The organism is Leeuwenhoekiella blandensis MED217 (assembly GCF_000152985.1).
In the GTDB taxonomy this organism is placed as follows: Bacteria; Bacteroidota; Bacteroidia; order Flavobacteriales; family Flavobacteriaceae; genus Leeuwenhoekiella; species Leeuwenhoekiella blandensis.
On record NZ_CH672395.1, the window covers coordinates 376,113 to 398,530 of the forward strand.

Consider the following 22,418-nt stretch of genomic DNA (forward strand, 5'->3'; position numbering starts at 1 on the left):
TCTAAAAACGAGAGCGCATGCAATCAAACGTAGGTCTGGTAATTGAAGAAAAAGCAGCAGATATTGGGAATTTTATGGTGGGCAGGTTACTGCCATTTAGAAAGAAGCGCGCCGTTGGTCCGTTTTTATTCATAGACCATATGGGACCTGCTTGTTTAAAAGAATATCAAAATCTCGATGTGCCTCCACATCCGCACATTGGGCTTTCAACCTTGACCTATTTGTTTGAAGGATCTATTTTTCACCGGGACAGTTTGGGTAATGCGGTTGAGATCAAGCCGGGTGCTGTCAACTGGATGACGGCAGGAAAAGGAGTGGTACATTCTGAACGCACCCCGGAATATCTGCGAGATGAATCTAAATTTTTACATGGTTTTCAGATTTGGGTCGGTTTGCCTAAAGCGCTGGAGCAAAGCGAACCCTCGTTTTATCATATTGAAAAAGAAGCTTTACCTACGTGGGAAGAAAACGGAATTCAATACAAGCTCATTGCCGGGAAAATTGAAGGGAAATCTGCTCCCGTTCCTGTGCATAGTCCGTTATTTTTTATCGAAATAAAAACCGAAGCTGCTCAAAAAATTGATATAGGCGACCGACTTTATGGCGAAGTGGCGATGTATGTTTTAGAAGGTTCGGTCAGGGTTGAAGGAAACACTTACGGAACCAAGCAACTTCTGGTAGCTAAAAAAGCTTCATTATGCGCTTTTGAAACTAATGAGGAAACCACGCTCTATTTGTTTGGCGGGGAGCCATTTGATGAAGAGCGTTTTATGTTTTGGAATTTTGTCAATTCTGATAAAGCTGTTTTAGAGCAAGCCAAAACCGATTGGAAAAATCAAAACGTAGACGCATTTCCTAAAGTCCCGGGTGATGAGGAAGAATATGTTCCGCTTCCGGAGCCTAGACAGTATAAGTAATTTCTTTTAATGTAAGTTGATCGTAAGAATGCCCAAGAAAAAAGACTTTTTTACTTTAAAAAATTCAGCCCGAAGTATCTCAAGAGAAGAGCGCTTGCGTTCTTCAAATTATCTGGAGTCAGTAAAGGCTTTTGCACGGCTTACTAACCAAAGTTTGTATGTGATCAATTATGCAGAAATGGGTTTTGAGTACGTGTCAGAAAACCCTTTGTTTTTGTGTGGGTATTCGGCAGAAGAAGTGCTTAAAATGGGTTATGATTTCTATCTCAATACTGTGCCTGAGCAGGATTTGAAATTACTGTTGGAGATCAACAGAATTGGTTTTGATTTTTATGACACAATACCGCTAGAAGACCGCAAATTGTACACGATCTCTTATGATTTTAATTTAAAGACAGAAGATCAAAGCAGTATTTTGATCAATCATAAATTAACACCCTTGTTTTTAGATGCGAGTGGAAAAATCTGGAAAGCTCTATGTATCGTTTCTCTGGCATCTTCTGAGTCTGCAGGAAATATTAAAATTTACAAGCAAGGTGGTCAAAATAGCATTCGATATGATCTTGCGTCTGGAGTATGGGAAACTGTTGCTTCTATTCAGTTGACTTCTCGCGAACAAGAAATCCTTCAACTCTCAATTAGGGGTTTTAAAGTAGATCAGATCGCACAAGAACTCAATCTTTCTCTGAATACCATTAAGTACCATCAAAAAAACTATTTGAAAAACTTGATGTGACCACAATTGTTGAGGCGATAACCTGCGCTACGCGGAATAACCTCATTTAAACTACCTTTTTGGGTAGTTTATCACGTTAGTTGCTTTTGTTTATTTGTAGCCTTAAAATTTGGTAATCAAATCACAACCTTACAAAGAACTAACTCATGAACAAATACTTCCTTATCATTTGTATTTTATTTTTTGCTCACGTTCACTGTCAGCAAAAACTGAAGCCGGAAGAACTAAAGGCTGATTTTGATTTTGTAGTAAATGAATTGAAGGCACAGCATCAAGGACTTTATAAATATGAAGATCAGCAAAAAACAAATAAGCGCCTTGATAGTATCAGGAATACATTAAACACTGCTCAGACGCGTTTGGCATTTTATGAGAAATTGAGATTTGTTATAGGTCTTACCAACGAAGGCCATACGGAGGTATCTCTACCACAGGCAGAAATGCTAAAACTTGGACTTTCTTCATCTTTTATGCCTCTTGCTGTTGAGCTATGTGAAGAGCATTTAATCATAACACAGCACTATGGAAAGCAAATTGAAGGCTTACAAAGAGGAGTTAAGATCGTTTCGGTAAATGATAAAAAGACAGAAGAAATTCTAGAAGTTTTATATCCTTTGATCCCAAGTGATGGGTTTAATACAACCTCAAAGAAAGCTTGGGTGGGAGGGTTCAACTTTGCCTTGCTCTACAGGTTGGTTTTTGGCAAACAGAAATTCTTTCAAATTAGGATACAGAAGTACGGTGAGAAGAAGATTGAAACCTTGACCCTACCAGCAATTCCATTTACAAATTTTATAGAGGAGCATGCGACTTTTAAGGAATATACTTTTGACTATCATGAGTTTGCTTTTGAGCAGCTCAATGATTCTATTGCTTATTTAAGTGTGCCGAGTTTTGGAAATGATGATCTGGATTACGATCAGTTTTATAAAAAGCATTTTAAAAAGATTGATTCGCTTAAAATCAAGCATCTTATTATTGATATTCAAGCCAATGGAGGAGGAACCGAAGGAAACGAAAATTTACTTTATAGTTATCTGTCAAATAAGGTTGTGAAGAAGTACAATCAAGTAACTATGCTACCCAAACCGTATTTGAAGAATAAAAGTAAAGAAGGTTATATAGAAGATCAATGGGCCTACCAAGATTCTACAGCTACTCGTGGCGCGTTTACTTTATACAGTGATTATTATTCAGATTTGGGGTATTCAAAACCAAAAAGCGATCTTGTATTTAAGGGTAAGTTGTATGTTTTGATAAGCGGGAAGACCTTTTCTGGTGGTGCAGAATTTGCCAGTCTGATCAAGATGACCCAAAGAGGAACTTTTATTGGGGAAGAAACAGGTGGAGCTTACGAAGGAAACGTTAGCGGTTATGCCGAATACATCCAGGTGCCCCATTCAAAAATTGAAATCAAGATTCCAACAGTACATTTTGAAATACAGGTTTCTCCCCAAATTAAAGGACGAGGCGTTATGCCCGATTATACGGTGCATCAAACTTGGGGTGATTACATGAAAATAAAGAATACAAAGAAGATTTTTACGCTAAATCTTATTGCTCAGGAGTAAGGCGAATGCCTAAGAAAAAACAAAAGGCTTGTGGGAAACTACAGGTCTTTTTTAGTAGCTTTAGTCCAAAATCCTGACCCCTTGTATTACCGCTTTCTTGTGCTTTTCGTTCTCTTAATTGTAGGATGCACCTCTAATTCAAATACCGATCTCAAAATCAATGAAGACGCTTCTGATTCTATCAGCTTTTACGACAAGAAAGCACAGAATTTGGAATACAGTTTAGAAGAGCGGAAACATTTTGCCAATAAGGCTTTTGAAAAAGCACAAAACGAGATAAACACGAAGCGTTTTGCGCGCTTGTCTTACCAAAAGAACTATTTGCACTTATCGTTAGGTGAGTACGATAGCTTGCTCGTTTATGATAGACAAATGAATCGCACGAGGTTTATGAATGCTCCCGCTATTTTGGCGATGCAGGAGTATTTGATGGGGTACTATTTTGAGGCCATCACACAGCAGCCTGATAGTGCTTTTGTGCGCTATAACCGATCTAAATTTTATTACCAGAAAGTATCAGATAGCAGCGGGATAGGAAAAGCCTTGTTAAATATGGGCGGAATTCAGAAAAGGAAAAATGATTTTTTTGGAAGTAAAGAGACCCTTACCGAAGCTTTAAAGTATATCGATCGAGATAAAGATGCACAGACGTATTTCTCAACATTAGACCATCTTGCTCAAAATCATCGCAGGCTTAAAAATCTTCAGGAAGCAGAAGCGCTCTATGATCAAATTTTGCAAGGAGCACCTCGCGAAGATCTGCCGACTTATAAAAATAACTTGGCGACACTTTATATTGATCAGCAGGAGTATGCAAAAGCACTTACACTCCTTAACGATATTCCAGTAGAAACTTTTGAGGATTCTAATACTTTAAAAGCAAGGGTACTTGATAATAAGGCGTATGCGATGTGGTCTTCTAAAATAGAAACACCGTTAGAAGCATTTTTGATTCCGTTAGAACTACGTAAAAAAGCCAACGATCACACAGGTGCTATGGCCAGCTACACGCATTTAGGTGAGTTTTTTATGACGCGGCAACCGCAACGAGCCACAGCCTATTTTGATTCAGTTATAGGGATCTCACGCAAACTTCATGTTCCACGAGCTGAGCTGGATGTTTTACATTTTAAAATGAAATTAGATCCGCAAAATCTAAGATACAAAGACCGCTATATAGCATTGCGAGACAGTCTGTATGAAAACGAACTCAAAGTCAAAACGCAATTTGCCAAGTACAAATACGACGACCAACTCAAGCAGGAAGCGCTTTTAGATCTTGAAAAGCAAAATGTTGAAAATGAATTGAAACTAGCAGAAGAGCGCTACAACAAACTTTGGATCATTGCTGCGTTGGTCGTAGCGATACTGCTTGCGGTATTGATTTATTTCAATCAAAAATACCGCGCAAAACGCTTAAAAGATGCGCATAGAATAGACAGGCTTAAAGCCACCTATGATACCGAAGCTGCTATTTCAAGGCGTTTGCACGACGATTTTGGTTCGGGATTAAATAATGTCATGTTGATGTTGCAGCGTAATGCCGGTAATGAGCAAGTTTTAGATCGTTTAGAAGGCTTATATGATCAAAGCAGGGATTTTTCGCGTACGCTTAACGAGATTGATACAGGAGCCGGCTATACACAAATCCTTTCCGGGATGTTGCGTGAGCAGACGCCAGAGGAGACCAATTTGTTGTTGTTAGGCTACCAGCAGGTGAATTGGGGTCGGCTTAATGCGGTGAGTAAGATCACGCTGTATAAGGTTTTGCGCGAGTTGATGATCAATATGCGTAAACATAGCGCTGCTCAACGGGTTACTTTAAAATTCAGTAATGTGTCGCAGCAACTCGAAGTAACCTATACAGATAATGGTCGTGGAGCGAGCACAGCAGACTTGCAGCTAAGAAATGGACTTCAGATTACGGAAAAGCGTATTCTAGCCATCGGCGGAACCCTTACTTTTGAAACAGCACCCGGAACTGGTTTTAAAGCGGTGATCAAACTGCCTTATTAAAAAGTAGGATTTATGTTTAAAAAAGTATTGATAGCTGAAGATTTTCAAGGAGATACCAAGAGCATCGTTGATACCCTTAAAGAGCAAACCTTTATTGCTGAAGTGTATGAGGCGCAATACTGTGATACCGCGTATACACGCATTCAGGTAGCGCTTCAGGAGCAGCAGCCTTTTGAACTCTTGATAACCGATTTATCATTTAAACCCGGTAGCTTAACCCGAAAACTTACATCGGGCTACGCCTTGATCAAAGCAGTACGAGCTTTAGACCCGGAGATTAAAATCATTGTAAATTCTGTAGAAGATAATCCGGTTAAGATCAAAGAACTACTTGACGGTTATAAAATTGATGGTTATGTATGCAAAGGCAGAAGTAGCTTAAACGAACTCATACAGGCTGTAAAGCAAGCTTCTACAGGTGCTGTTTTTGTTTCGTCTCAAATCGATTTAAGCGAAAAGCGTAATGTTATTGAACTTGAAGAATTAGATCTTATCGTGATCAACGATCTCGCTGAAGGTTATAGTAAACGAGAGATACGTGAGCGACTCATCAAGCAAGGCATCAAACCCAATAGTGAGAGTTCTTTAGATAAGCGCGTAAGCAAACTCTTTATTCAGTTTGATGTAAAGAATTCGACGCATCTGGTCGCTAAACTCGCACGTCAGGGAATTATTTAGTCGGCTTCAAGAGTTTAAAAGTTAGATAAATCACTCTATTTCTTTAGGATTGTAACAGAAAATGGAGCGATACTTTTTAAGTGATCTGCAGGTCTTCGATTTAGAAAAGGATCAAAGTTTTTCGGCCAAGATAGACTCTAACGCATCATACTTAATAGGCTTTTCTAAATATCCATCAATGAGGTGAGCCTGCTGCGGGTCACTCGAGTTATTAGCACTAACCACAATTATAGGTGTTCTTTCTTCCTGTTCAGCCTTTCGAATTAATTGAATTACTTCATAGCCATTGAGGTCAGGAAGTTTTATATCCATAAAAATTAAATGCAGCGTATTAGTGTTGTAGATCTCTAGTGCTTCGGTACCGGATTTAGCCTGATAGATCTGCGCATCAGGGAGAATCTTTTTTACAATGGTGTTGATTAAAAAAAGGTTTACCGGGTTGTCATCAACTGTTAGAATATGCGCTTCTTTAGTTGCGATCATAAGTTTTTGGATGGGTTTTTAATAGGGTGAAATCGGCATTCTGATATTCAATAGCATATTTTCTTCGGTGGCCGGTTACATTCAATCTGGCCTCTAGCTGTTCTGGTTTGACGGCCTGTGGGATCAATATATAATCTGCAAATAATCCTGGTGCTTGAAACGCATCATAATAGTCAAAATCAAATTGATCTACATAAATAACTTTTTCCCTTGTCAATGCACTAATACCATAGGTCAATGTATTGTCAGTAAGTAATTTTGAACCTTTTGGAATATGATTGTTAAGGTATTCAATCAGTTCTAGACTTGAAGCGGTGTTTAATGGAGCTTCTTGTTTGATAAAGGCAAACATATTTTGTTCTTGCGGAATCTTGGAATGATCAAAATAATAATATTCACCACATAAGCTTAGTCCTAAGAGGGCAAAACTTAATGTGTGCAAAATTTTGCTTTTCCGAAAAATACCAAGCAACGCTGTTTGAAAAAGGTGAATGAAAGCAGCAATGCCCGAAGCGGTAATAATTAAAAGATCTTGCAGTGAAAGCAACTCTAATGGGTTTGAATTGAGTTTATAAATAATCCAAATGGGAGCAAGTAGTAGTATGAGATGAAATAGTAATTTTTTGCGTCCCATTACAAATGAGGTTAGATATACCGGCGATAAAAATAAACAAGAAAGCAGTAGGTTTTCTATGCGATCAATTAGATAAATATCTGTAGTTTCAGTGGTATAGAAAAGCTGATTGATAAGTGGGTTTTGATCCCAGGAAGTGGTTTGAGAGGTCTCAAAAAAAAGAAAATTACCGGTAAACCAATAGTTGATTATCATAAAGCAACTCAAGCTTAAAAGGGGTGTGAATATGATTACCAGAATGGTAGAGAAAGACTTGTTAATGAGTTCTCTTGTAGAGGATTTGTTTTGGGTGAGTTCTTCAAATATTCCCACATAGGATTTTTGTATTGTCGTCGAGTTGAATAAACTAAAAAAGAATATGATAGGAACTACAAAAATCATCATCCAAAGAAACTGATAATCCAGCAGCACAAATAGGGTAAGACACAGACTCATCATCACAAAATTATAGGTAGTATAATCCCGTGTGTACCGAAATAGAAAGCTAAAAAAGAAATAGTATAAAATGAAGTATAAGTATAAAGAGGTCCCCGACGTTGCGATTGAAAGCATAGCGGGGCTGCATAATAAGTAAATACTTACCAAGACAGAGATCAGTTTTAAATCCTTACTATAAAGCTCAACAATCAAGTAGGACGAGAAAAACCCCATTGCAATACTTGAGGTAATCACGGGAGCCAAAATGGGATCTATAATCAATGCCGGAATAGCTAGTAAAAGGGATAATGACGGGTAGGTAAAGTAAAAAATCTCAAGGGTCTTAATATCATTTGAAAAAAGCAGATGCAATCTATCACTTGTAAATAGGGGTTCAAGAAACTTGAAGCCCAGCGTTTTTTCATACAAGGCTATGCTTATATAAATGCAGGAGAATAAAGTCCCAATGATCGCAATCGAGAGTGCTCTTTTCATTCGATCTCAGGTTTATGATCTTTGGTAAGACCGTGATTTGTTTTCTCCCAGTAAAAGGGTTTTGAAATTAGCTGAAACAATCCCTTGTAAGCCGATATAGAATGCATAAGCCAGTAAATAGGATTGGTAATGGCATATAAAATTAAGCTGTAAGACTTTCTTCGGAAAACCGCGATCATATTGATATAGATCATCAATAGATTACCGGCCATAAAATTAAATACCGAAATGATAATGACCCACTCCGGGAAAATCAGTTTAAAGAAATCTATGATTTCTGTATTAAGTGAACCTACGACATACGAACTTATATCTAAGGTCAAAAAGATATAAAACAGAAATAATAAGAGTAAAATAGGATACGCGAGGAAGGTAAAAAATGTACCTCCTATAAAAAACTGAAACCCTAAAAATCCATTTAAGCCTACTTCCCGATATAATTTTGAAGGATTGCGCATGTGCACCAGATAGGTTTGCATATAGCCTTTGATCCACCTGGAGCGTTGTCTTATCCAATTATAAAAAGCGTTGTTGGCTTCCTCATAAGTAGTAGAATTTAAAACCGTCACCTTGTAACCTTTTGCATAGGCTCTAATTCCTAGGTCGGCATCTTCTGTAACATTAAAACCGTCCCAACCTCCCAGTTCGATCAATCTGTCAAACTTAAAGTGATTGCTCGTACCTCCTAAAGGTATAGGCACTTTTAAACCGTCAAGACCGGGGAGCATATAGTCAAACCAATATGAATATTCTAAGGTGAACATTCGGGTTAAGTAGTTTTCAGTCTTGTTGAAGTAGTTTAGCGCGCATTGAATCACGATATATTCCTCAGGTAATTTGCTAAACAGTGCGTGCACCATTTTTAGTTGATCACTATCCGGGATATCTTCAGCGTCATAAATGGTAAGGTATTTTCCTTTGCTGAAATGAAGTCCGTAATTACACGCTTTTGGCTTTGTTTTTGGCTGTGCATAGGGGATGATCACAGGGTCAAAAATACACGGGAACTTAAGGTTTTTTACAGCATTAAAAGTTACCTCATCATCAGATTCTATCAATAATTTGACGTCTAACTTTTCTTTGGGATAATCAAGATTTTGAAGATTAGAGGCCAATTTATAGATAACTTCAGACTCTTTAAAAACTGGCAGTTGAATGGTGTAATACGGGAGTTCATCTGCATTGATTTTTGAAAGTTCAGTCTGTGATATTTTTTGAATCGTTTCAGACTTGGCTCCTACAACCGTGAGTAAAAATTTAAAACCTATTGCCAGAAGTAAAAACAGATTGATAAAAAGGTTAATACTTATGATTGTTGTAATCGGGTATAGAAGCAGCAAGCTTAAAAGTATGATTCCTAATATGCACAGGACAATCACCTGTTTTAAAGTAAAGGTCTCTAAAGCCGAACTTTTATTGTCTTTCTCATAGAGATCAAATACGGCTTTGTGCAATATTGTGTCCCCATACGTCATATGTAAAGCTTTGACAATATCGAGATCTTCACCTATGTGAATCTCACCTACGTCATAAGAAAAAAAGTCTATAAAGCGGTTAATGCTTATGTCATCTGAAGGGTCTGCAGTGACTAGGTCAACCTTTCCTTTGGCCGTCTTTATAGGATACAGGTTTTGGTCTAATAAAAAATCAAATTCTTCTTTGGTAAGCGTCTCCCTGATTTTGGTTAAACTCGTATAATCAAACTCGTAAAAGCGTATACCTAAATCCAAGAGGTGTTCTTTGAATTTAAGTCTTGAAAGGAATGCATAATTTAAGGTCACTTTTAGAAACGACTTGTTAAGCCGCTGACTCATCTCTTCTATATGCTCATAGGAGTCTTTAAGCAGCAAACCAGACTTTAGAAATAAGTCATTTCTATAGTGATTAAGCATTATTTATTAAATTTTAAGAACGGTAAACAGCTGAAAACCTCTTCCTATAGCTGAATTACGATTGTAGATATCATGAAACACTCCGCCGTACAGCGAGAAACTCGAGGTAAAATCATATCCTAGATTAAACGAAGCTTTGATCATATTGTATTCGGCGACGGCTTGCAAATTAGTATTGAAAAATTCTTCATTTTCACTAAAAGAGAACATCCCCTCTAATTCTCCTAAAAGGATAAATTTATCAGTCACCCGATAACCTTCAGATAGTAGAAAGCGTATCTGGGTAGGATCATCAGGAAAGAAATGTCGCAAACCAAGCTCTACTTTATGAAAGTTGTTATAATCGCCTAAAAAAGGAAGACTTCCCACTAAAGCGAGTCGGGTTTCTAAAGCAAAAAGATCATAGCCTGCAAAAGGCGCCTGATTATTTTTATACGCCGGGATATAACTTATTAAGCTCCCTAAAAGATAATTGTTTTTCAATTTGGCTAGATGAACGCGCAGTCCCAATTCAATATCTCCAAAATCAGTATTAGTATCTAAATTTTGGTCGGTTTCAGACCTATTAAAAAAATAGGGAAGAGAAGCAATGACGTTTACATGCTCTGAGAACAAAGGGGCTGCAATAAATACTCGAGGATTATAATTTGAATATTTACCACCGTTTGCAAAATCAATTTTATTACCGTCGGCATCCCGGTAAGATGTTGCCACATAATGACTAAGGTATGGCGATATGAGAACTTCTCCTTTGGCTTGTTGCCAAGGATTAAGGCGCTCAGTATTGTTGGATGCTGTAGTGTCTAAGTCAGGACTATTGACAGGATTACTCGTTTGTGCAGCAAGCACATTAAAGACAAAGCAGCTTATTAAAAATAAGAACTTAGTTTTCATCAACTATGTTTTTTTTCGATTCTTGTGATTTCTGAAATATATAAATCAGGATAACGATCATTAATATGAACAGCCCGAAGATGATAAACACGCGGTAATTAGACCAGAAAATGTCAAATTTGCTTTGAATATCGTCTTTGTTTACGATTCCATCTGTGTTTTTTAGGTCAAATACATAGGCTTCATCTGCGCTAGCCAAAACAAGATTTCCTCTTTTATAAGAATCATCTTTATCAATTGTAGTGATCAAAAGATCTAAAATGGCTGCATCTCCATTAGGTACATACATAAACATTGCACGCGCATCACCTATTTTAAACAGCTGGTTTGTGCCAATTGCATCAGCGTAGGCAAGGTCAAAATATCTGCTATAATCATCTTTCTCAAATTCATAATAAGCGGCGTTCAATTCAAAATAAGGCTTAGAGGTCGCTGCAAATTCGGTTATTGATTGCGACTTTGAAGAAATGATAATAGGGTTATAGTGAAGTGTCTTGGTCTTTAGACTATCTACTGGAAAAATCTTTGGAAATACGTGACGACTGCTTTTGGGGTTCGGATTCATAAATCCTATCAATGTGCTTAAAGCAGTTATTTGATCTCTATTAAAAGGGATGTCAAGATAGATGGCCGGTGCTTCGGTTAAAAAGTTTTCAGGAAAATTAAAGAGATCAAGATCTTCATCTTCTTGATACGAAATGGCTTTAAAATTTGAATTCTCAAGGTCTAGTTGGGCATAAAAGGAAACAGGGTTTTCAATACAAAGGCCGCCAGCGGGCACATAATAATACTCTACTTTGACTGAGGTGTTTTTATCTAAGTTGAGTTTTTCAAATACAAGGCTTTCTTCAAATGCACCGGTATGATCAAGTGCTTCGCTAAATTTTAAAACATTGTCGAGATAAATATTAACATAGGCTTGCTCTTGCTCGTTTATAGGGCGGTGCTTAAAAGACAAGTTAAATTCAAGTTCGGTAAGGCTAGGCCCAAAAACAGCTCGAGAAAGATTAAATTCTTTGGTAAGTTTTCCAATCCCTTCTGTCACCTCTTGTTGTACACCTAGTTGCTTAAGATTAACCTCTTGATCGATTGATAAACCGGTATAGGTCATATCGATTCCCTCTTTAACGCTATACCTGCTAGTGTAGGCGCTTTGAAGGATGTCTAGGTCTAGTAAACTTTGTGCTGCTTTGTTAAAGCTTGATGTGCTTGTTCCTGTAACCACTAAAGTTTGCACCGGAGAAGGTGTAGCATCTGCCGAAGCATTTTCTAATGAGTCTAGTGTATGTAACTCAATCAACCCGTCAGATTGTGGTTCTTTTGTTGTAGCTGTTTGCAAGGTTGCGGGCAGCTTTTCAAATTCTGAAAGTGTGATGCTGTTGGAATGTTGTGCAGAATATACCGCCGGTATACTGTCTATTTTAAGGGGTTTACCGAATTCACGCTCAAAGAAAAACTGAATGTATGCCGCATAGTTGATAACATCATAAGACGGATTCTCAGGAATTAAAAGCTGGTCTACTTTTGGTATAAATTGAGCAATAGTCTTTGGCTTTTTATACGACTTGTCATAATCTAGTGTAATCGAGGAGGAGGCTAAACGGCGTACCCAAACTGCACCTTCATTATAAAGTTCGCACACATCCCCGGTGATCGAAAAATTATTTAGCACTTCGATCTTTAGGTAGCCCGAAACAATATCATCTGCATCAAAAGGTGCCGTAAAACTAAGGCTGTGATCTTCTTCTAAAGGAGATTTTGTTGCTAACGGGGTGTCTGCTACGATCAGGGTCACAAAACTTTTGCTAGCCTCTATGGCCTGAGAGGTTTTAAAATCTAATTGAATGCTGTTTTGCTCCAAAAGAAGCGCACGATTAACAGGTATAAAATAACTTACTTTAGTATGAGTACCCCAGGCAATGGTTTCTTCAGGGTAGCCAAAATCAGTAAACTCGTAGGTTTTTTGAGCGCTGATCGAAAAAATGTTCAGTAGCCCAAAAACCGCTAATCCAACTAATTCTTTATAATGCATAATTCAATTTTATATGAAAAATCTATTGCTGTTAACTGCTGTGTGTAAATTCAACCAAAAATTCAAAACCCAATGATTTTGATGAGCTGTATCTTAGATGACCATCTAAGAGCTCAATGTTATTCTTGGCGATACTTAGACCTAGACCTTGGTTGCTTTTTCCATCATCCATCTGGTAATCTCCAATATTTCTAAAGTACGACTCCAGTTGCGACATTGGGATGCCTGTTGTTCTGTTAACCAACTCTAGGATTATAAGATCTTGATAATTTCTTGAGATCACCTGGATCGTATCGTTATTCTTAGAAAATCTGATGGCATAGTTCATCAGATTATAAATTGCAGTATTGGCAATATTCTTATCAACATACACCATTGATTTTTCAGCCTGAAGGTCAAGCTCGAGCTTGATGTTTTGTGCAGAGGTTTTCTCAAAAAGGTTTACTCGGTTACTGCTGACCAGGCTATGCAGGTCTATCATAGTTTTGTCAAGTACCGCTTGTTCTACGTGGTCGTCATTAAATTTGTTGAAGAAGGTGTTTTCGCCAGATGCATCCCCTAGTAGGTTTTTTATCATACTCAAGTAATCGTTTTGTTCTGGCTTTAAAACATATTGATTATCTAGTTCGATTAGTTCTATCAAGGACTCAATACTTCCGAGTTTATTCTTAAGATCGTGTCTAAAGACTTTAGCACTGTTTTTATACGTTGTAATTTTCTGGGTTTTTAAGTTGTTCTCTTTTTGAAGGTTTGCATTGAGCCGTTCTACCTCTTTTTTGGTTTGAGTAAGCGTATAGTTTTCTAGAATTTCATCCTTAAGTCTCAGCATTTTTAATGAAGGGAAAGTGATACTTATCGCTGCGATGGCAAGAACCGTGTATATACCGTGTTCTTCTAAAGACGAAAAATCGATTATTGCATAGTAATCCATAACAATGATCAAAACACATAAGAAGATGCACTGAAAAATCCCATTTCTGAATGTCCAAATCGCAATACTATTGAACGTAACCAAGGCTAAGGCAATAAGCGAAAAATATAGGTAGTACCCTATTGCATTATCTACAAGAGCAATACTATAGACAAAAAGAAAGTTTAATAACACCAACGTCAAATGTAAAATTGGTGAGGGGTTTTTAAGTATTTTTGATAACAAAAAATTAGATATCGCAATTAAAAACAACGTACAAACGTTAAAGAAGGTAAGGATGATATAGAAATTTTCTAAAAGCAGAAAATCAAGTATGGAAATAAATATTAGAAAAAAAATGGATCCCCAGACAAGGATGTTCGATGATTTCCATATCTCCTTTTGGAGTTCCTCTAAAAAAAAGTGTTTAGACAGCTTAGGCTCCATAGGCTTTGGTAGATTGCTAAACGAATTTACTTAATAAAAATATGAATTCTAATATTTTAAAATATTTTATCATAAATTTTTTTACAATCTGTACGATTTTTACTACAAGATCTCAAGGTGTCAATTGCACCGGCTTAGAAAAAACTTGGAAATCTCGAAAGTCTATTAATTATAGCTATTATAAAGCAGATATTGAAAAATTGAAGATTAACGGTTTTAAACACATAAGACTCCCTGTAGATCTTAATTATTTTTTGAATGATGCCGATAAACGTGAAAAATACAAGTTCAAAAGATTGATTAAGCGCATAGTTAAAGGCACCGCTAAAGCGCATATGAGTTTGATTATTTCAAACTTTAATCACGGGCTCAACCTTGAAAACTATACTAAAGAATCAGATCGTGTTTCTAAAAATTGGATTGAACTGCTCAACATGCTTTCAGAAAATGAAATAGCAGTTGATCATATTTATTTAGACATTGTTAACGAACCCGTTTTATATCCAAAAGAATGGGAGGTTTCAGCATTAAAAATTATACGTGGCATAAGAGAAGTTCATCCTAATGTAGTGGTGATCTATGGAGCGTCTAACTACAACAGCATTTATGAATTGTCTAGAACAAAACCACTTCCGCTCGATAACATAATCTACGGTTTCCATTTCTATGAACCTTTTCTATTTACGCATCAGGGTACATCCTGGACGGGTGATCAAAATGCTACATTAGGTATTCCGTTTCCGTATCCAGATTCAACAACAACTGTCAAAATGCCGCAATTGGCACCTCAAGCGATTCATACTGCAGGTGAAGTCAATTATAAAGACTATGATAAGACCGGAACGTATCAAGCCATCAGCGATAAATTAGCTTGGGTAAAAAATTGGAAAGAGCTTTACAAGGTTGAAGTCTGGTGTACCGAATACGGTGTGACCAAGAATGCCGATGAGCCATCCCGATTACATTATTTAAATGCGGTAAATCAAGTGCTTCGTGATTATAATATCAGGGGTTATGTCTGGGAATATAAAGGGAATTTTGGAGTCAAGGAATTCATCATAAAGAAGCAGATACATTGATTTTTTACTTACTGCTTTAAATCCTTTTTAGTTGAAAAATAAGAGCATAAAAAAAGCTCCTCAATTTCTTGAAGAGCTTTTTGCGGTCTGGACGGGACTCGAACCCGCGACCCCATGCGTGACAGGCATGTATTCTAACCAACTGAACTACCAGACCAATATTTTATGAACTTTGCAAGAGCAGAAGCGTTGATCATTTCCTTTCTTGCGGGTGCAAATATACATTCCTTTTTTAAGTGTGCAAACAAAAAATGAAAGTTTTTTTATTTCTTATAAAAACTGTTTTCGTTCTACTAAAAATGTGCTCAAAATTGGCGCAAAACCACGCTGTATATCAGCACTTACATAGGTGATGTTGTATTGCGCGCATCGCAGTTTAAGTGCTGTAAAATAATCACTTACGGCTTTGTTGTATCCTTCTTTTACATTGTCAGAAAAAACATCGATGCTTTTTCCGGTCTCTACATCTTCGAATCGCTTGGGTGTGCTGTCAAAATCAAAATTTAATTCGGTAGCGCTATCGTAGGTATGAAAAAGCACGACTTCGTGCTTATTGTACTTCAAATGTTGCAAAGCTTCAAAGGTCTTTTCTTGTTGTAATTCGTTTTGAAAAAGATCACTGAATAAAAACACCAGCGAACGTCGTTTCAATTTTTCAGCAATAAAATGAAGATTAGCGTAGGTATCTGTTTTTTGCGCTTTGTCGGGTTGAATTAAAACCTGATTCAATTGATCGAGCAACATATGATGATGGCGCTCACTTCCTTTTTCCGGAGCATAGTAATCAAACTGCTCTGCATAAATGCTGAGTCCAACCGCATCCCGCTGCTTCCTCATCAATTGCATAATAGCCGCACTTGCCAATACCGAAAACGCAATTTTATTAGGTTGATTAAAATCGGTTTGTTTGAGTTTAGGGTAGTGCATACTGCTGCTGTTGTCTATAATGAGATGACAACGCAGGTTGGTTTCTTCTTCGTAGCGTTTGGTGTATAACTTGTCTGAACGTGCGTACAGCTTCCAATCGATGTGCTTGGTACTTTCACCCGTATTGTAAACCTTATGCTCTGCAAATTCTGCAGAAAAGCCGTGAAACGGACTCTTATGCATCCCGCTAATAAAACCTTCTACCACTTGACCGGCGAGCAGTTCCAGATTATTGAAACCGGCAATGCTGTTAAGATGCGCCTGTAGATCGATCACGTTTGTGGTTTAGGTTTCGGGGTTTTCAGATTGCAACTCGCAGTATCAGTTGACCGTATTTCGGATACTGCCTACTGCTACTGCAAGCTGCTTACTGTTTTTTGATTAAACGATTCCGTCTACGATTCCGTAGGCAACAGATTCTTCTGCACCCATCCAATGGTCACGGTTAAAATCTTTCATTACTTTATCAAAATCCTGCCCGCAGTTGTCAGCAAGAATTTTTGCACTCAACTCTTTGGTCTTTAAGATTTCCTGAGCGGTAATTTCAATGTCGCTTGCTTGTCCGCGTGCACCACCACTTGGCTGGTGAATCATCACACGGGCGTGTGGCTGAATGAAACGACGTCCTTTTTCACCTACCGAAAGTAAAATACTTCCCATACTCGCAGCCAGGCCGGTGCAAATGGTAGAAACCGGACTTTTAATCGATTTGATCGTATCGTATATTGAAAATCCTGAAGTCACATATCCTCCCGGGCTGTTGATGTAAAATTGAATTTCGTCGTTGCTCAACGCGTCCAGATATAATAAGCGATCTACGACGTGTTTTGCACTTTTATCGTCTACCTGACCCCATAAGAATACTTTGCGTTCTTCTAATAATTTAGCATCGATGAGATCTTGTGGTTTTCCTTTTTTAGTTTCCATTTTCTGAATTTTATTTGAATAGCGCTATGGCTTTTTCTATAGATTAACGTACAAAATTTAGTCTAACAAGTATACGCATTTAAGATATGAATTGCTCGTAAAATCTTGCAGAGACTGCTTGCATACAGCTAAAGTTTTACCTCGTAAACGGAGTTAGACAAGCCTTTGAAGATTAAACCCTTTAGCGTCGTTAATAAAAAAGGTCTGACGCTACGTCAGACCTTTTTTATAATGTACGTGTTTACTCAAATCAAGAGTATAAACTCTTAAAGTAAACCGTCAATAGCTTCTGTGTATACATTTTTTGGAGCAACACCTACCTGGCGACCTACAACTTCACCGCCTTTAAACATCAAAACGGTTGGGATGTTACGCACACCATACTTAGCAGCAAACTCCTGATTAGCATCAACATCAAGTTTACCTACAACGGCTTTACCATCATACTCTGTGCTGATCTCTTCAATTACAGGTCCTACCATTCTACAAGGTCCGCACCAAGCAGCCCAAAAGTCTACCAATACAGGCTTGTCAGATTGTAATACGGTTTCTTCAAAATTTGCGTCTGTTATTTCTAGTGCCATTTTAATTCTGTTATTAGGTTATAATGCAAAATTAGTCAATTATTTTTCCAAAGCTTACAACCAGCGAATTAGATTTGACTATGTTTTAATCAGTTAAATTGATTTTTGAATGCCTTAAGATCATATTTCGATTTTGGGCTGATCTATTGTTTTGCCACTAGTTCAATTTAAAACTAAACCGTTGCGCTTTTAATTCATTCAATAATGCGCTGCTGATTTTTACCTTTTTCTTTCTACTTGGCATTTGTAGCGCTATTTTTTCTTTGGGTTCAAATACGTAGAAATGCAAATTATGATCGCCACGGTGATTAAATAAAGTTTCACGCAATTGCTCGATGCGGTCGCCTTGTACTTCTTGCAGATCCAGATTGATCGTAAGCTTTTTGCTAAAGGTTTCCATCACGTCTTGCAGCTGCATAAAGTTGTTGAACTGCATTCTCGGATCGCCTTTTTTACCCGTCTCGCGGTTGGTCCATCCCTCACGAATAAATACACGCATATGCACAAAGGAGTTGGGGATTAGAAAGTGCCTGAACTTGAGGTACTCTTCGCCAAACATTCTAAACTCAAACGACTCGTCAAAATCTTCAACCGTAAAAGCAGCCCAGCCTTTTCCGTTTTTAGAAACCCGGTGTTGCACATCGCTAATGACGCCGCCAATGGTGAGTTCGCGGTTGAGATGCATTTCCAGATTATTAAAATCACTTATTTTTCCATTACAGAAATTATCCATTTCCAGTTTAAAGTCATCCAGTGGATGCCCCGAAATATAAATACCCACCACTTCTTTCTCGCGGCGTAGTTTTTCCATCGTTCCCCATTCTTCACAAGGAGGCACCACCGGCTCAGGAATCTGAACCTCACTAGCTTCGCCAAAGAGACTTACCTGTGCTGAGTTTTCATTCTCTTGAAATTTGGCACCATACTTCACCGCTTTTTCCAGAAAAGTGATGCCGTCGCCTTCATCTTTAAAATATTGCGCACGATGCGTAGCCATAAAACTGTCAAAACCGCCGGCAAGTGCCAGAGATTCAAAAGCTTTTTTATTGGCAGCACGCAGATCAATACGTTTAGCCAGATCAAAAACACTGCGATAAGGACCATCCTCCCGGTTTTCTACAATGGTTTTTACAGCATTGGCCCCCACACCTTTTACAGCGCCCATTCCAAAACGCACAGCGCCACGATCGTTAACGGTAAATTTTCTAAACGATTCATTCACGTCAGGACCCAAAACTTCAAGTCCCATACGTTTACATTCTTCCATAAAGAAGGTCACCTGCTTGATGTCGTTCATATTGTTAGACAGTACCGCCGCCATATATTCGGCAGGGTAGTGGGCCTTGCAATACGCAGTTTGGTAGGCGATCCACGCATAACAGGTAGAGTGCGATTTGTTAAAAGCGTACGCAGCAAAAGCTTCCCAGTCTTTCCAGATCTTTTCGAGAATCTTTCGGTCGTGGCCGTTTTTCTCGCCACCATCTAAGAATTGTGGTTTCAGTTTTTCCAGGAGGGCAAAGATCTTTTTACCCATCGCTTTACGCAAAACATCGGCATCACCTTTACTAAAGCCTGCCAGCTTTTGCGACAGCAGCATCACCTGCTCCTGGTAGACGGTAATCCCGTAGGTTTCTTCCAAATACTCTTCCATCGCAGGAAGGTCATACTGAATTTCTTCCTCCCCGTGTTTACGCGCGATAAAACTCGGGATGTATTCCATAGGTCCCGGGCGATACAGAGCGTTCATTGCGATAAGATCCTCAAAAACCGTAGGTTTTAACGCCTGCATGTGTTTTTGCATCCCCGGTGATTCGTATTGAAAGATCCCAACCGTATCTCCGCGCTGGAATAACTCATAGGTTTTTTGATCATCTAGCGGAAAACTGTCGGGGTCCAGATCGATCCCGTGCTTATGTTTTACCAGTTTTACCGTGTCTTTGATCAAGGTCAGGGTCTTCAGACCCAAGAAGTCCATTTTTAGTAGACCGGCTTCTTCTACGACCGAGTTGTCAAACTGGGTGACGTATAAGTCTGAATCTTTAGCGATAGAAACCGGAACGAAGTTGGTGATATCGTCGGGTGTGATGATCACCCCACAGGCGTGAATCCCGGTGTTACGTACCGAACCTTCCAGCTGGCGCGCTTGTCTTAAGGTTTGTCCTTCAAGATCGTCACCTTCAGCGAGGTTTAAAAGTTCGTTGACTTTGACTAAATCTTCAGAACGGAATTTCTTTTTTAAGTCGGCTTCACTCTGCCCAAAAATCTTGGCGAGTTTCGACATATTAGGGATCAGCTTGGCGATACGATCGGCATCACTTAGCGGAAGATCTAAAACCCGCGCGGTATCTCTGATCGAAGATTTTGCCGCCATCGTACCGTAGGTGATGATCTGCGCCACCTGATTGGCCCCATATTTATCGATCACATAATCCATAACGCGGCTTCGGCCTTCATCATCAAAGTCGATATCAATATCGGGCATACTCACACGATCCGGATTCAGGAAACGCTCAAAAAGCAAGTCGTACTTGATCGGGTCTATATTGGTGATTCCCAAGCAATAGGCTACCGCACTACCGGCAGCAGAACCCCGACCGGGACCTACCGAAACGCCCATATTGCGGGCTTCACGAATAAAGTCTTCCACGATCAAGAAATATCCTGGATACCCGGTATTTTCAATAACGCTGAGCTCAAAGTTGAGGCGCTCTTCAATATCTGGAGTGATCTCAGGATAGCGCTGGCGTGCACCTTCAAATGTGATGTGTTTTAAGTATTTGTTTTCTCCGCGCTTACCACCATCCTGCTTGTCTTCTTCAAACTGAAATTCTTCAGGAATGGTAAAGGCCGGTAAAAGTACGTCACGTGCCAGAACAAAAGCTTCCACTTTATCAACGATCTCATCAACGTTACTTATGGCTTCCGGCAGATCAGTAAACAACGCTTTCATCTCGTCTGCCGACTTGAAGTAGTATTCTTCATTGTCAAGACCAAAACGATAACCGCGGCCACGACCTTTTGGCGTAGCCACTTTTTCGCCATCCTTCACGCATAACAAAATATCGTGTGCGGGAGCGTCTTCTTTGTCGATGTAAAAGGTGTTGTTGGTCGCTACCAGTTTTACATCATGTTTTTTAGAAAATTCGATCAAGGTTTGATTCACACGATCTTCATCTTCCTGACCGTGACGCATCACCTCGATATATAGGTCATCACCAAAAGTTTCCTTCCACCATAGCAGGGCTTCTTCGGCTTGTTTTTCACCTACATTCAGCACCTTGCTGGGGACTTCTCCATACAGGTTACCGGTAAGCACGATGATATCTTCTTTGTAGCGCTCAACGATCTTGCGGTCTATACGTGGCACGTAGTAAAAACCATCGGTGTAGGCGAGGGACGCCATTTTTGCAAGGTTGTGATAACCGCGTTTATTCTTTGCCAGAAAAACGATTTGATATCCGTTGTCTTTTTGGCTTTTGTTGGTGTGATCCTGACAAACGTTAAGCTCGGCACCCACGATAGGTTTGATGATGGTTTCCGTAGGTTCTTCACCGGCTTCTAAAAGCTCGTCGTTTTTCTTTTGCGCTGCTTTGTTATGTGCGGTCAAGGCTTTCACAAAGTGGAAGGCTCCCATCATATTACCCATATCGGTGATTCCCACCGCGGGCATTTTATGTTTTTTTGCTGCTGCCACCAGATCGTGAACACTGGCAGTAGACTGAAGAATAGAGAACTGTGAGTGGTTGTGCAAATGCACAAAATCTACCTTGGCCAGTTGCTCTTTATTCTCCTTGATTTCTTCTTTTGAAATATCGGCCTGATCTGCTTTTTGCAGCTCTTTGCGAATTTCGTCTGAAGCCTTTTTGAGGTTGATGTGTTTTAAGCCAATAAACTCAATAGGCTGCGGATTGGCTTCTGAGAAGTTCTCAAAATATCCGGCGGGAACGTCTAATTCTTCCTGCGTAAAAATGCGTCTGCGCACCAGTTCAAAAAAGCAACGCGTGGTTGCCTCCACATCGGCAGTAGCATTGTGCGCTTCTGCAAAGGGTTGATTGAATAAGTACTGGTGTAACTCGGTTAGTGTGGGTAATTTGAATTTACCACCACGTCCACCGGGAATCTGGCAGAGTTGTGCTGTGGTTTCGGTACAGGTGTCAAGAACAGGTAATTCTTGTAGTTGATTGGTAACATCCAATCGATGGAATTCCGCTCCCATAATATTAACGTCAAAGCCCACGTTTTGACCTACCACAAATTTGGTGCGTTCAAGCGCCGCTTTGAATTTGCCTAAAACTTCACCAAGAGGTAAACCATCACGTTGTGCGAGTTCGGTAGAAATCCCGTGGATACGCTCGGCATCAAAAGGAATGTCAAATCCGTCAGGACGAATTAAATAATCCTCGTGCTCGATACAGTTGCCCATATCATCGTGCAGCTGCCAAGCGATCTGGATGGCTCTTGGCCAGTTGTCAGAATCGGTGATGGGAGCGCTCCAGTTCTTGGGTAAGCCGGTAGTTTCGGTATCAAATATCAGGTACATCTCTGGTTCTCTTTGGGTTATTTTTTGCGAAGTCGCAAACGCGGAAAAGTTTAAAATTAAAGAAAAACAGAGGCTTTAAAAAGTTAAGATATGAGGAGTTATTAACGGGGTATTTGAGTTAAACTGCCTCAGGGAAATCTTGAAGTATTAATTCTTTTGACAATACAAATAAAAAGCGCCTTGATCGTGAGATCAAGGCGCTTTTCAACATTTACTTTCGGTTGGCTAATTCAAATAAA

General features: G+C 39.0%; 16 protein-coding genes and 1 tRNA gene. 6 read left to right on the forward strand and 11 right to left on the reverse strand.

Annotated elements, in window-relative coordinates; genetic code table 11:
- The first annotated feature begins 17 nt into the window (after positions 1 to 17).
- From MED217_RS01595 to MED217_RS01615, 5 genes are all read left to right on the forward strand, one after another.
- Complete coding sequence (locus tag MED217_RS01595) at positions 18 to 917, forward strand: pirin family protein (protein WP_009778723.1); 900 nt, start codon at positions 18 to 20, stop codon at positions 915 to 917.
- A 28-nt stretch (positions 918 to 945) separates the two neighbouring features.
- Entirely contained in the window at positions 946 to 1,653 is a 708-nt protein-coding gene (locus MED217_RS01600; protein WP_009778724.1) for a helix-turn-helix domain-containing protein, read from the forward strand.
- Positions 1,654 to 1,799: 146 nt separating this feature from the next.
- Positions 1,800 to 3,224 carry a S41 family peptidase gene (locus MED217_RS01605; RefSeq protein WP_009778725.1) on the forward strand — a complete coding sequence of 475 codons (1,425 nt, stop codon included), beginning with the start codon at positions 1,800 to 1,802 and terminating at the stop codon, positions 3,222 to 3,224.
- Positions 3,225 to 3,254: 30 nt separating this feature from the next.
- Positions 3,255 to 5,240 (forward strand): tetratricopeptide repeat-containing sensor histidine kinase, encoded by a 1,986-nt coding sequence (locus MED217_RS01610; protein ID WP_009778726.1) that lies wholly within the window; start codon positions 3,255 to 3,257, stop codon positions 5,238 to 5,240.
- A gap of 12 nt (positions 5,241 to 5,252) precedes the next feature.
- Positions 5,253 to 5,918 (forward strand): helix-turn-helix domain-containing protein, encoded by a 666-nt coding sequence (locus MED217_RS01615; protein WP_009778727.1) that lies wholly within the window; start codon positions 5,253 to 5,255, stop codon positions 5,916 to 5,918.
- A 111-nt stretch (positions 5,919 to 6,029) separates the two neighbouring features.
- On the opposite strand, the gene MED217_RS01620 is transcribed toward MED217_RS01615, so the two are convergent.
- From MED217_RS01620 to MED217_RS01645, 6 genes are read right to left on the reverse strand one after another with little or no spacing between them, the layout of a single operon-like run.
- Positions 6,030 to 6,401 (reverse strand): response regulator, encoded by a 372-nt coding sequence (locus MED217_RS01620; RefSeq protein WP_009778728.1) that lies wholly within the window; start codon positions 6,399 to 6,401, stop codon positions 6,030 to 6,032.
- Positions 6,388 to 7,947 carry a hypothetical protein gene (locus MED217_RS18975; RefSeq protein WP_009778729.1) on the reverse strand — a complete coding sequence of 520 codons (1,560 nt, stop codon included), beginning with the start codon at positions 7,945 to 7,947 and terminating at the stop codon, positions 6,388 to 6,390. Before MED217_RS18975 ends, MED217_RS01620 begins: the two co-directional genes overlap by 14 nt.
- Entirely contained in the window at positions 7,944 to 9,839 is a 1,896-nt protein-coding gene (locus MED217_RS01630) for a glycosyltransferase family 2 protein (protein WP_009778730.1), read from the reverse strand. The genes MED217_RS18975 and MED217_RS01630 overlap by 4 nt, the downstream gene beginning before the upstream one ends.
- Positions 9,840 to 9,845: 6 nt before the next feature.
- Positions 9,846 to 10,733 (reverse strand): hypothetical protein, encoded by an 888-nt coding sequence (locus MED217_RS01635; RefSeq protein ID WP_009778731.1) that lies wholly within the window; start codon positions 10,731 to 10,733, stop codon positions 9,846 to 9,848.
- Positions 10,723 to 12,765 carry a cellulose biosynthesis cyclic di-GMP-binding regulatory protein BcsB gene (locus MED217_RS01640; protein WP_009778732.1) on the reverse strand — a complete coding sequence of 681 codons (2,043 nt, stop codon included), beginning with the start codon at positions 12,763 to 12,765 and terminating at the stop codon, positions 10,723 to 10,725. The genes MED217_RS01635 and MED217_RS01640 overlap by 11 nt, the downstream gene beginning before the upstream one ends.
- A 31-nt stretch (positions 12,766 to 12,796) precedes the next feature.
- Positions 12,797 to 13,696, reverse strand: a complete 900-nt coding sequence (locus MED217_RS01645) for a sensor histidine kinase (RefSeq protein WP_195891549.1) — start codon at positions 13,694 to 13,696, stop codon at positions 12,797 to 12,799.
- A 467-nt stretch (positions 13,697 to 14,163) separates the two neighbouring features.
- Here MED217_RS01645 and MED217_RS01650 point away from each other — a divergent pair, with 467 nt between their 5' ends.
- Positions 14,164 to 15,201: a glycoside hydrolase family 5 protein gene (locus MED217_RS01650; protein ID WP_009778734.1), complete on the forward strand. Its 1,038-nt coding sequence runs from the start codon at positions 14,164 to 14,166 to the stop codon at positions 15,199 to 15,201.
- Between the two features lie 83 nt (positions 15,202 to 15,284).
- Here the strand turns inward: MED217_RS01650 and MED217_RS01655 are convergent.
- The 5 genes from MED217_RS01655 to dnaE all read right to left on the reverse strand — a co-directional run bounded on the left by MED217_RS01655 (position 15,285) and on the right by dnaE (position 22,179).
- Positions 15,285 to 15,358: transfer RNA gene (locus tag MED217_RS01655), tRNA-Asp, on the reverse strand.
- A 113-nt stretch (positions 15,359 to 15,471) separates the two neighbouring features.
- Positions 15,472 to 16,401 carry a DUF58 domain-containing protein gene (locus MED217_RS01660; RefSeq protein ID WP_040533126.1) on the reverse strand — a complete coding sequence of 310 codons (930 nt, stop codon included), beginning with the start codon at positions 16,399 to 16,401 and terminating at the stop codon, positions 15,472 to 15,474.
- A gap of 108 nt (positions 16,402 to 16,509) precedes the next feature.
- Positions 16,510 to 17,055, reverse strand: coding sequence for a ClpP family protease (locus MED217_RS01665; protein WP_009778736.1), 546 nt, complete (start codon positions 17,053 to 17,055; stop codon positions 16,510 to 16,512).
- Positions 17,056 to 17,321: 266 nt separating this feature from the next.
- Complete coding sequence (trxA, locus tag MED217_RS01670) at positions 17,322 to 17,639, reverse strand: thioredoxin (RefSeq protein WP_009778737.1); 318 nt, start codon at positions 17,637 to 17,639, stop codon at positions 17,322 to 17,324.
- 157 nt (positions 17,640 to 17,796) lie between these two features.
- Positions 17,797 to 22,179, reverse strand: a complete 4,383-nt coding sequence (dnaE, locus tag MED217_RS01675; protein WP_009778738.1) for a DNA polymerase III subunit alpha — start codon at positions 22,177 to 22,179, stop codon at positions 17,797 to 17,799.
- Positions 22,180 to 22,418 lie beyond the last annotated feature (239 nt).

Bases quoted from the DNA above. Each gene is read 5' to 3' on its own strand.
- MED217_RS01595 (WP_009778723.1), top strand. From the start codon at position 18: ATGCAATCAAACGTAGGTCTGGTAATTGAAGAAAAAGCAGCAGATATT.
- MED217_RS01600 (WP_009778724.1), top strand. From the start codon at position 946: ATGCCCAAGAAAAAAGACTTTTTTACTTTAAAAAATTCAGCCCGAAGT.
- MED217_RS01605 (WP_009778725.1), top strand. From the start codon at position 1,800: ATGAACAAATACTTCCTTATCATTTGTATTTTATTTTTTGCTCACGTT.
- MED217_RS01615 (WP_009778727.1), top strand. From the start codon at position 5,253: ATGTTTAAAAAAGTATTGATAGCTGAAGATTTTCAAGGAGATACCAAG.
- MED217_RS01620 (WP_009778728.1), bottom strand. From the start codon at position 6,401: ATGATCGCAACTAAAGAAGCGCATATTCTAACAGTTGATGACAACCCG.
- MED217_RS18975 (WP_009778729.1), bottom strand. From the start codon at position 7,947: ATGAAAAGAGCACTCTCGATTGCGATCATTGGGACTTTATTCTCCTGC.
- MED217_RS01630 (WP_009778730.1), bottom strand. From the start codon at position 9,839: ATGCTTAATCACTATAGAAATGACTTATTTCTAAAGTCTGGTTTGCTG.
- MED217_RS01635 (WP_009778731.1), bottom strand. From the start codon at position 10,733: ATGAAAACTAAGTTCTTATTTTTAATAAGCTGCTTTGTCTTTAATGTG.
- MED217_RS01640 (WP_009778732.1), bottom strand. From the start codon at position 12,765: ATGCATTATAAAGAATTAGTTGGATTAGCGGTTTTTGGGCTACTGAAC.
- MED217_RS01645 (WP_195891549.1), bottom strand. From the start codon at position 13,696: ATGGATTACTATGCAATAATCGATTTTTCGTCTTTAGAAGAACACGGT.
- MED217_RS01650 (WP_009778734.1), top strand. From the start codon at position 14,164: ATGAATTCTAATATTTTAAAATATTTTATCATAAATTTTTTTACAATC.
- MED217_RS01665 (WP_009778736.1), bottom strand. From the start codon at position 17,055: ATGGAAACTAAAAAAGGAAAACCACAAGATCTCATCGATGCTAAATTA.
- trxA (WP_009778737.1), bottom strand. From the start codon at position 17,639: ATGGCACTAGAAATAACAGACGCAAATTTTGAAGAAACCGTATTACAA.
- dnaE (WP_009778738.1), bottom strand. From the start codon at position 22,179: ATGTACCTGATATTTGATACCGAAACTACCGGCTTACCCAAGAACTGG.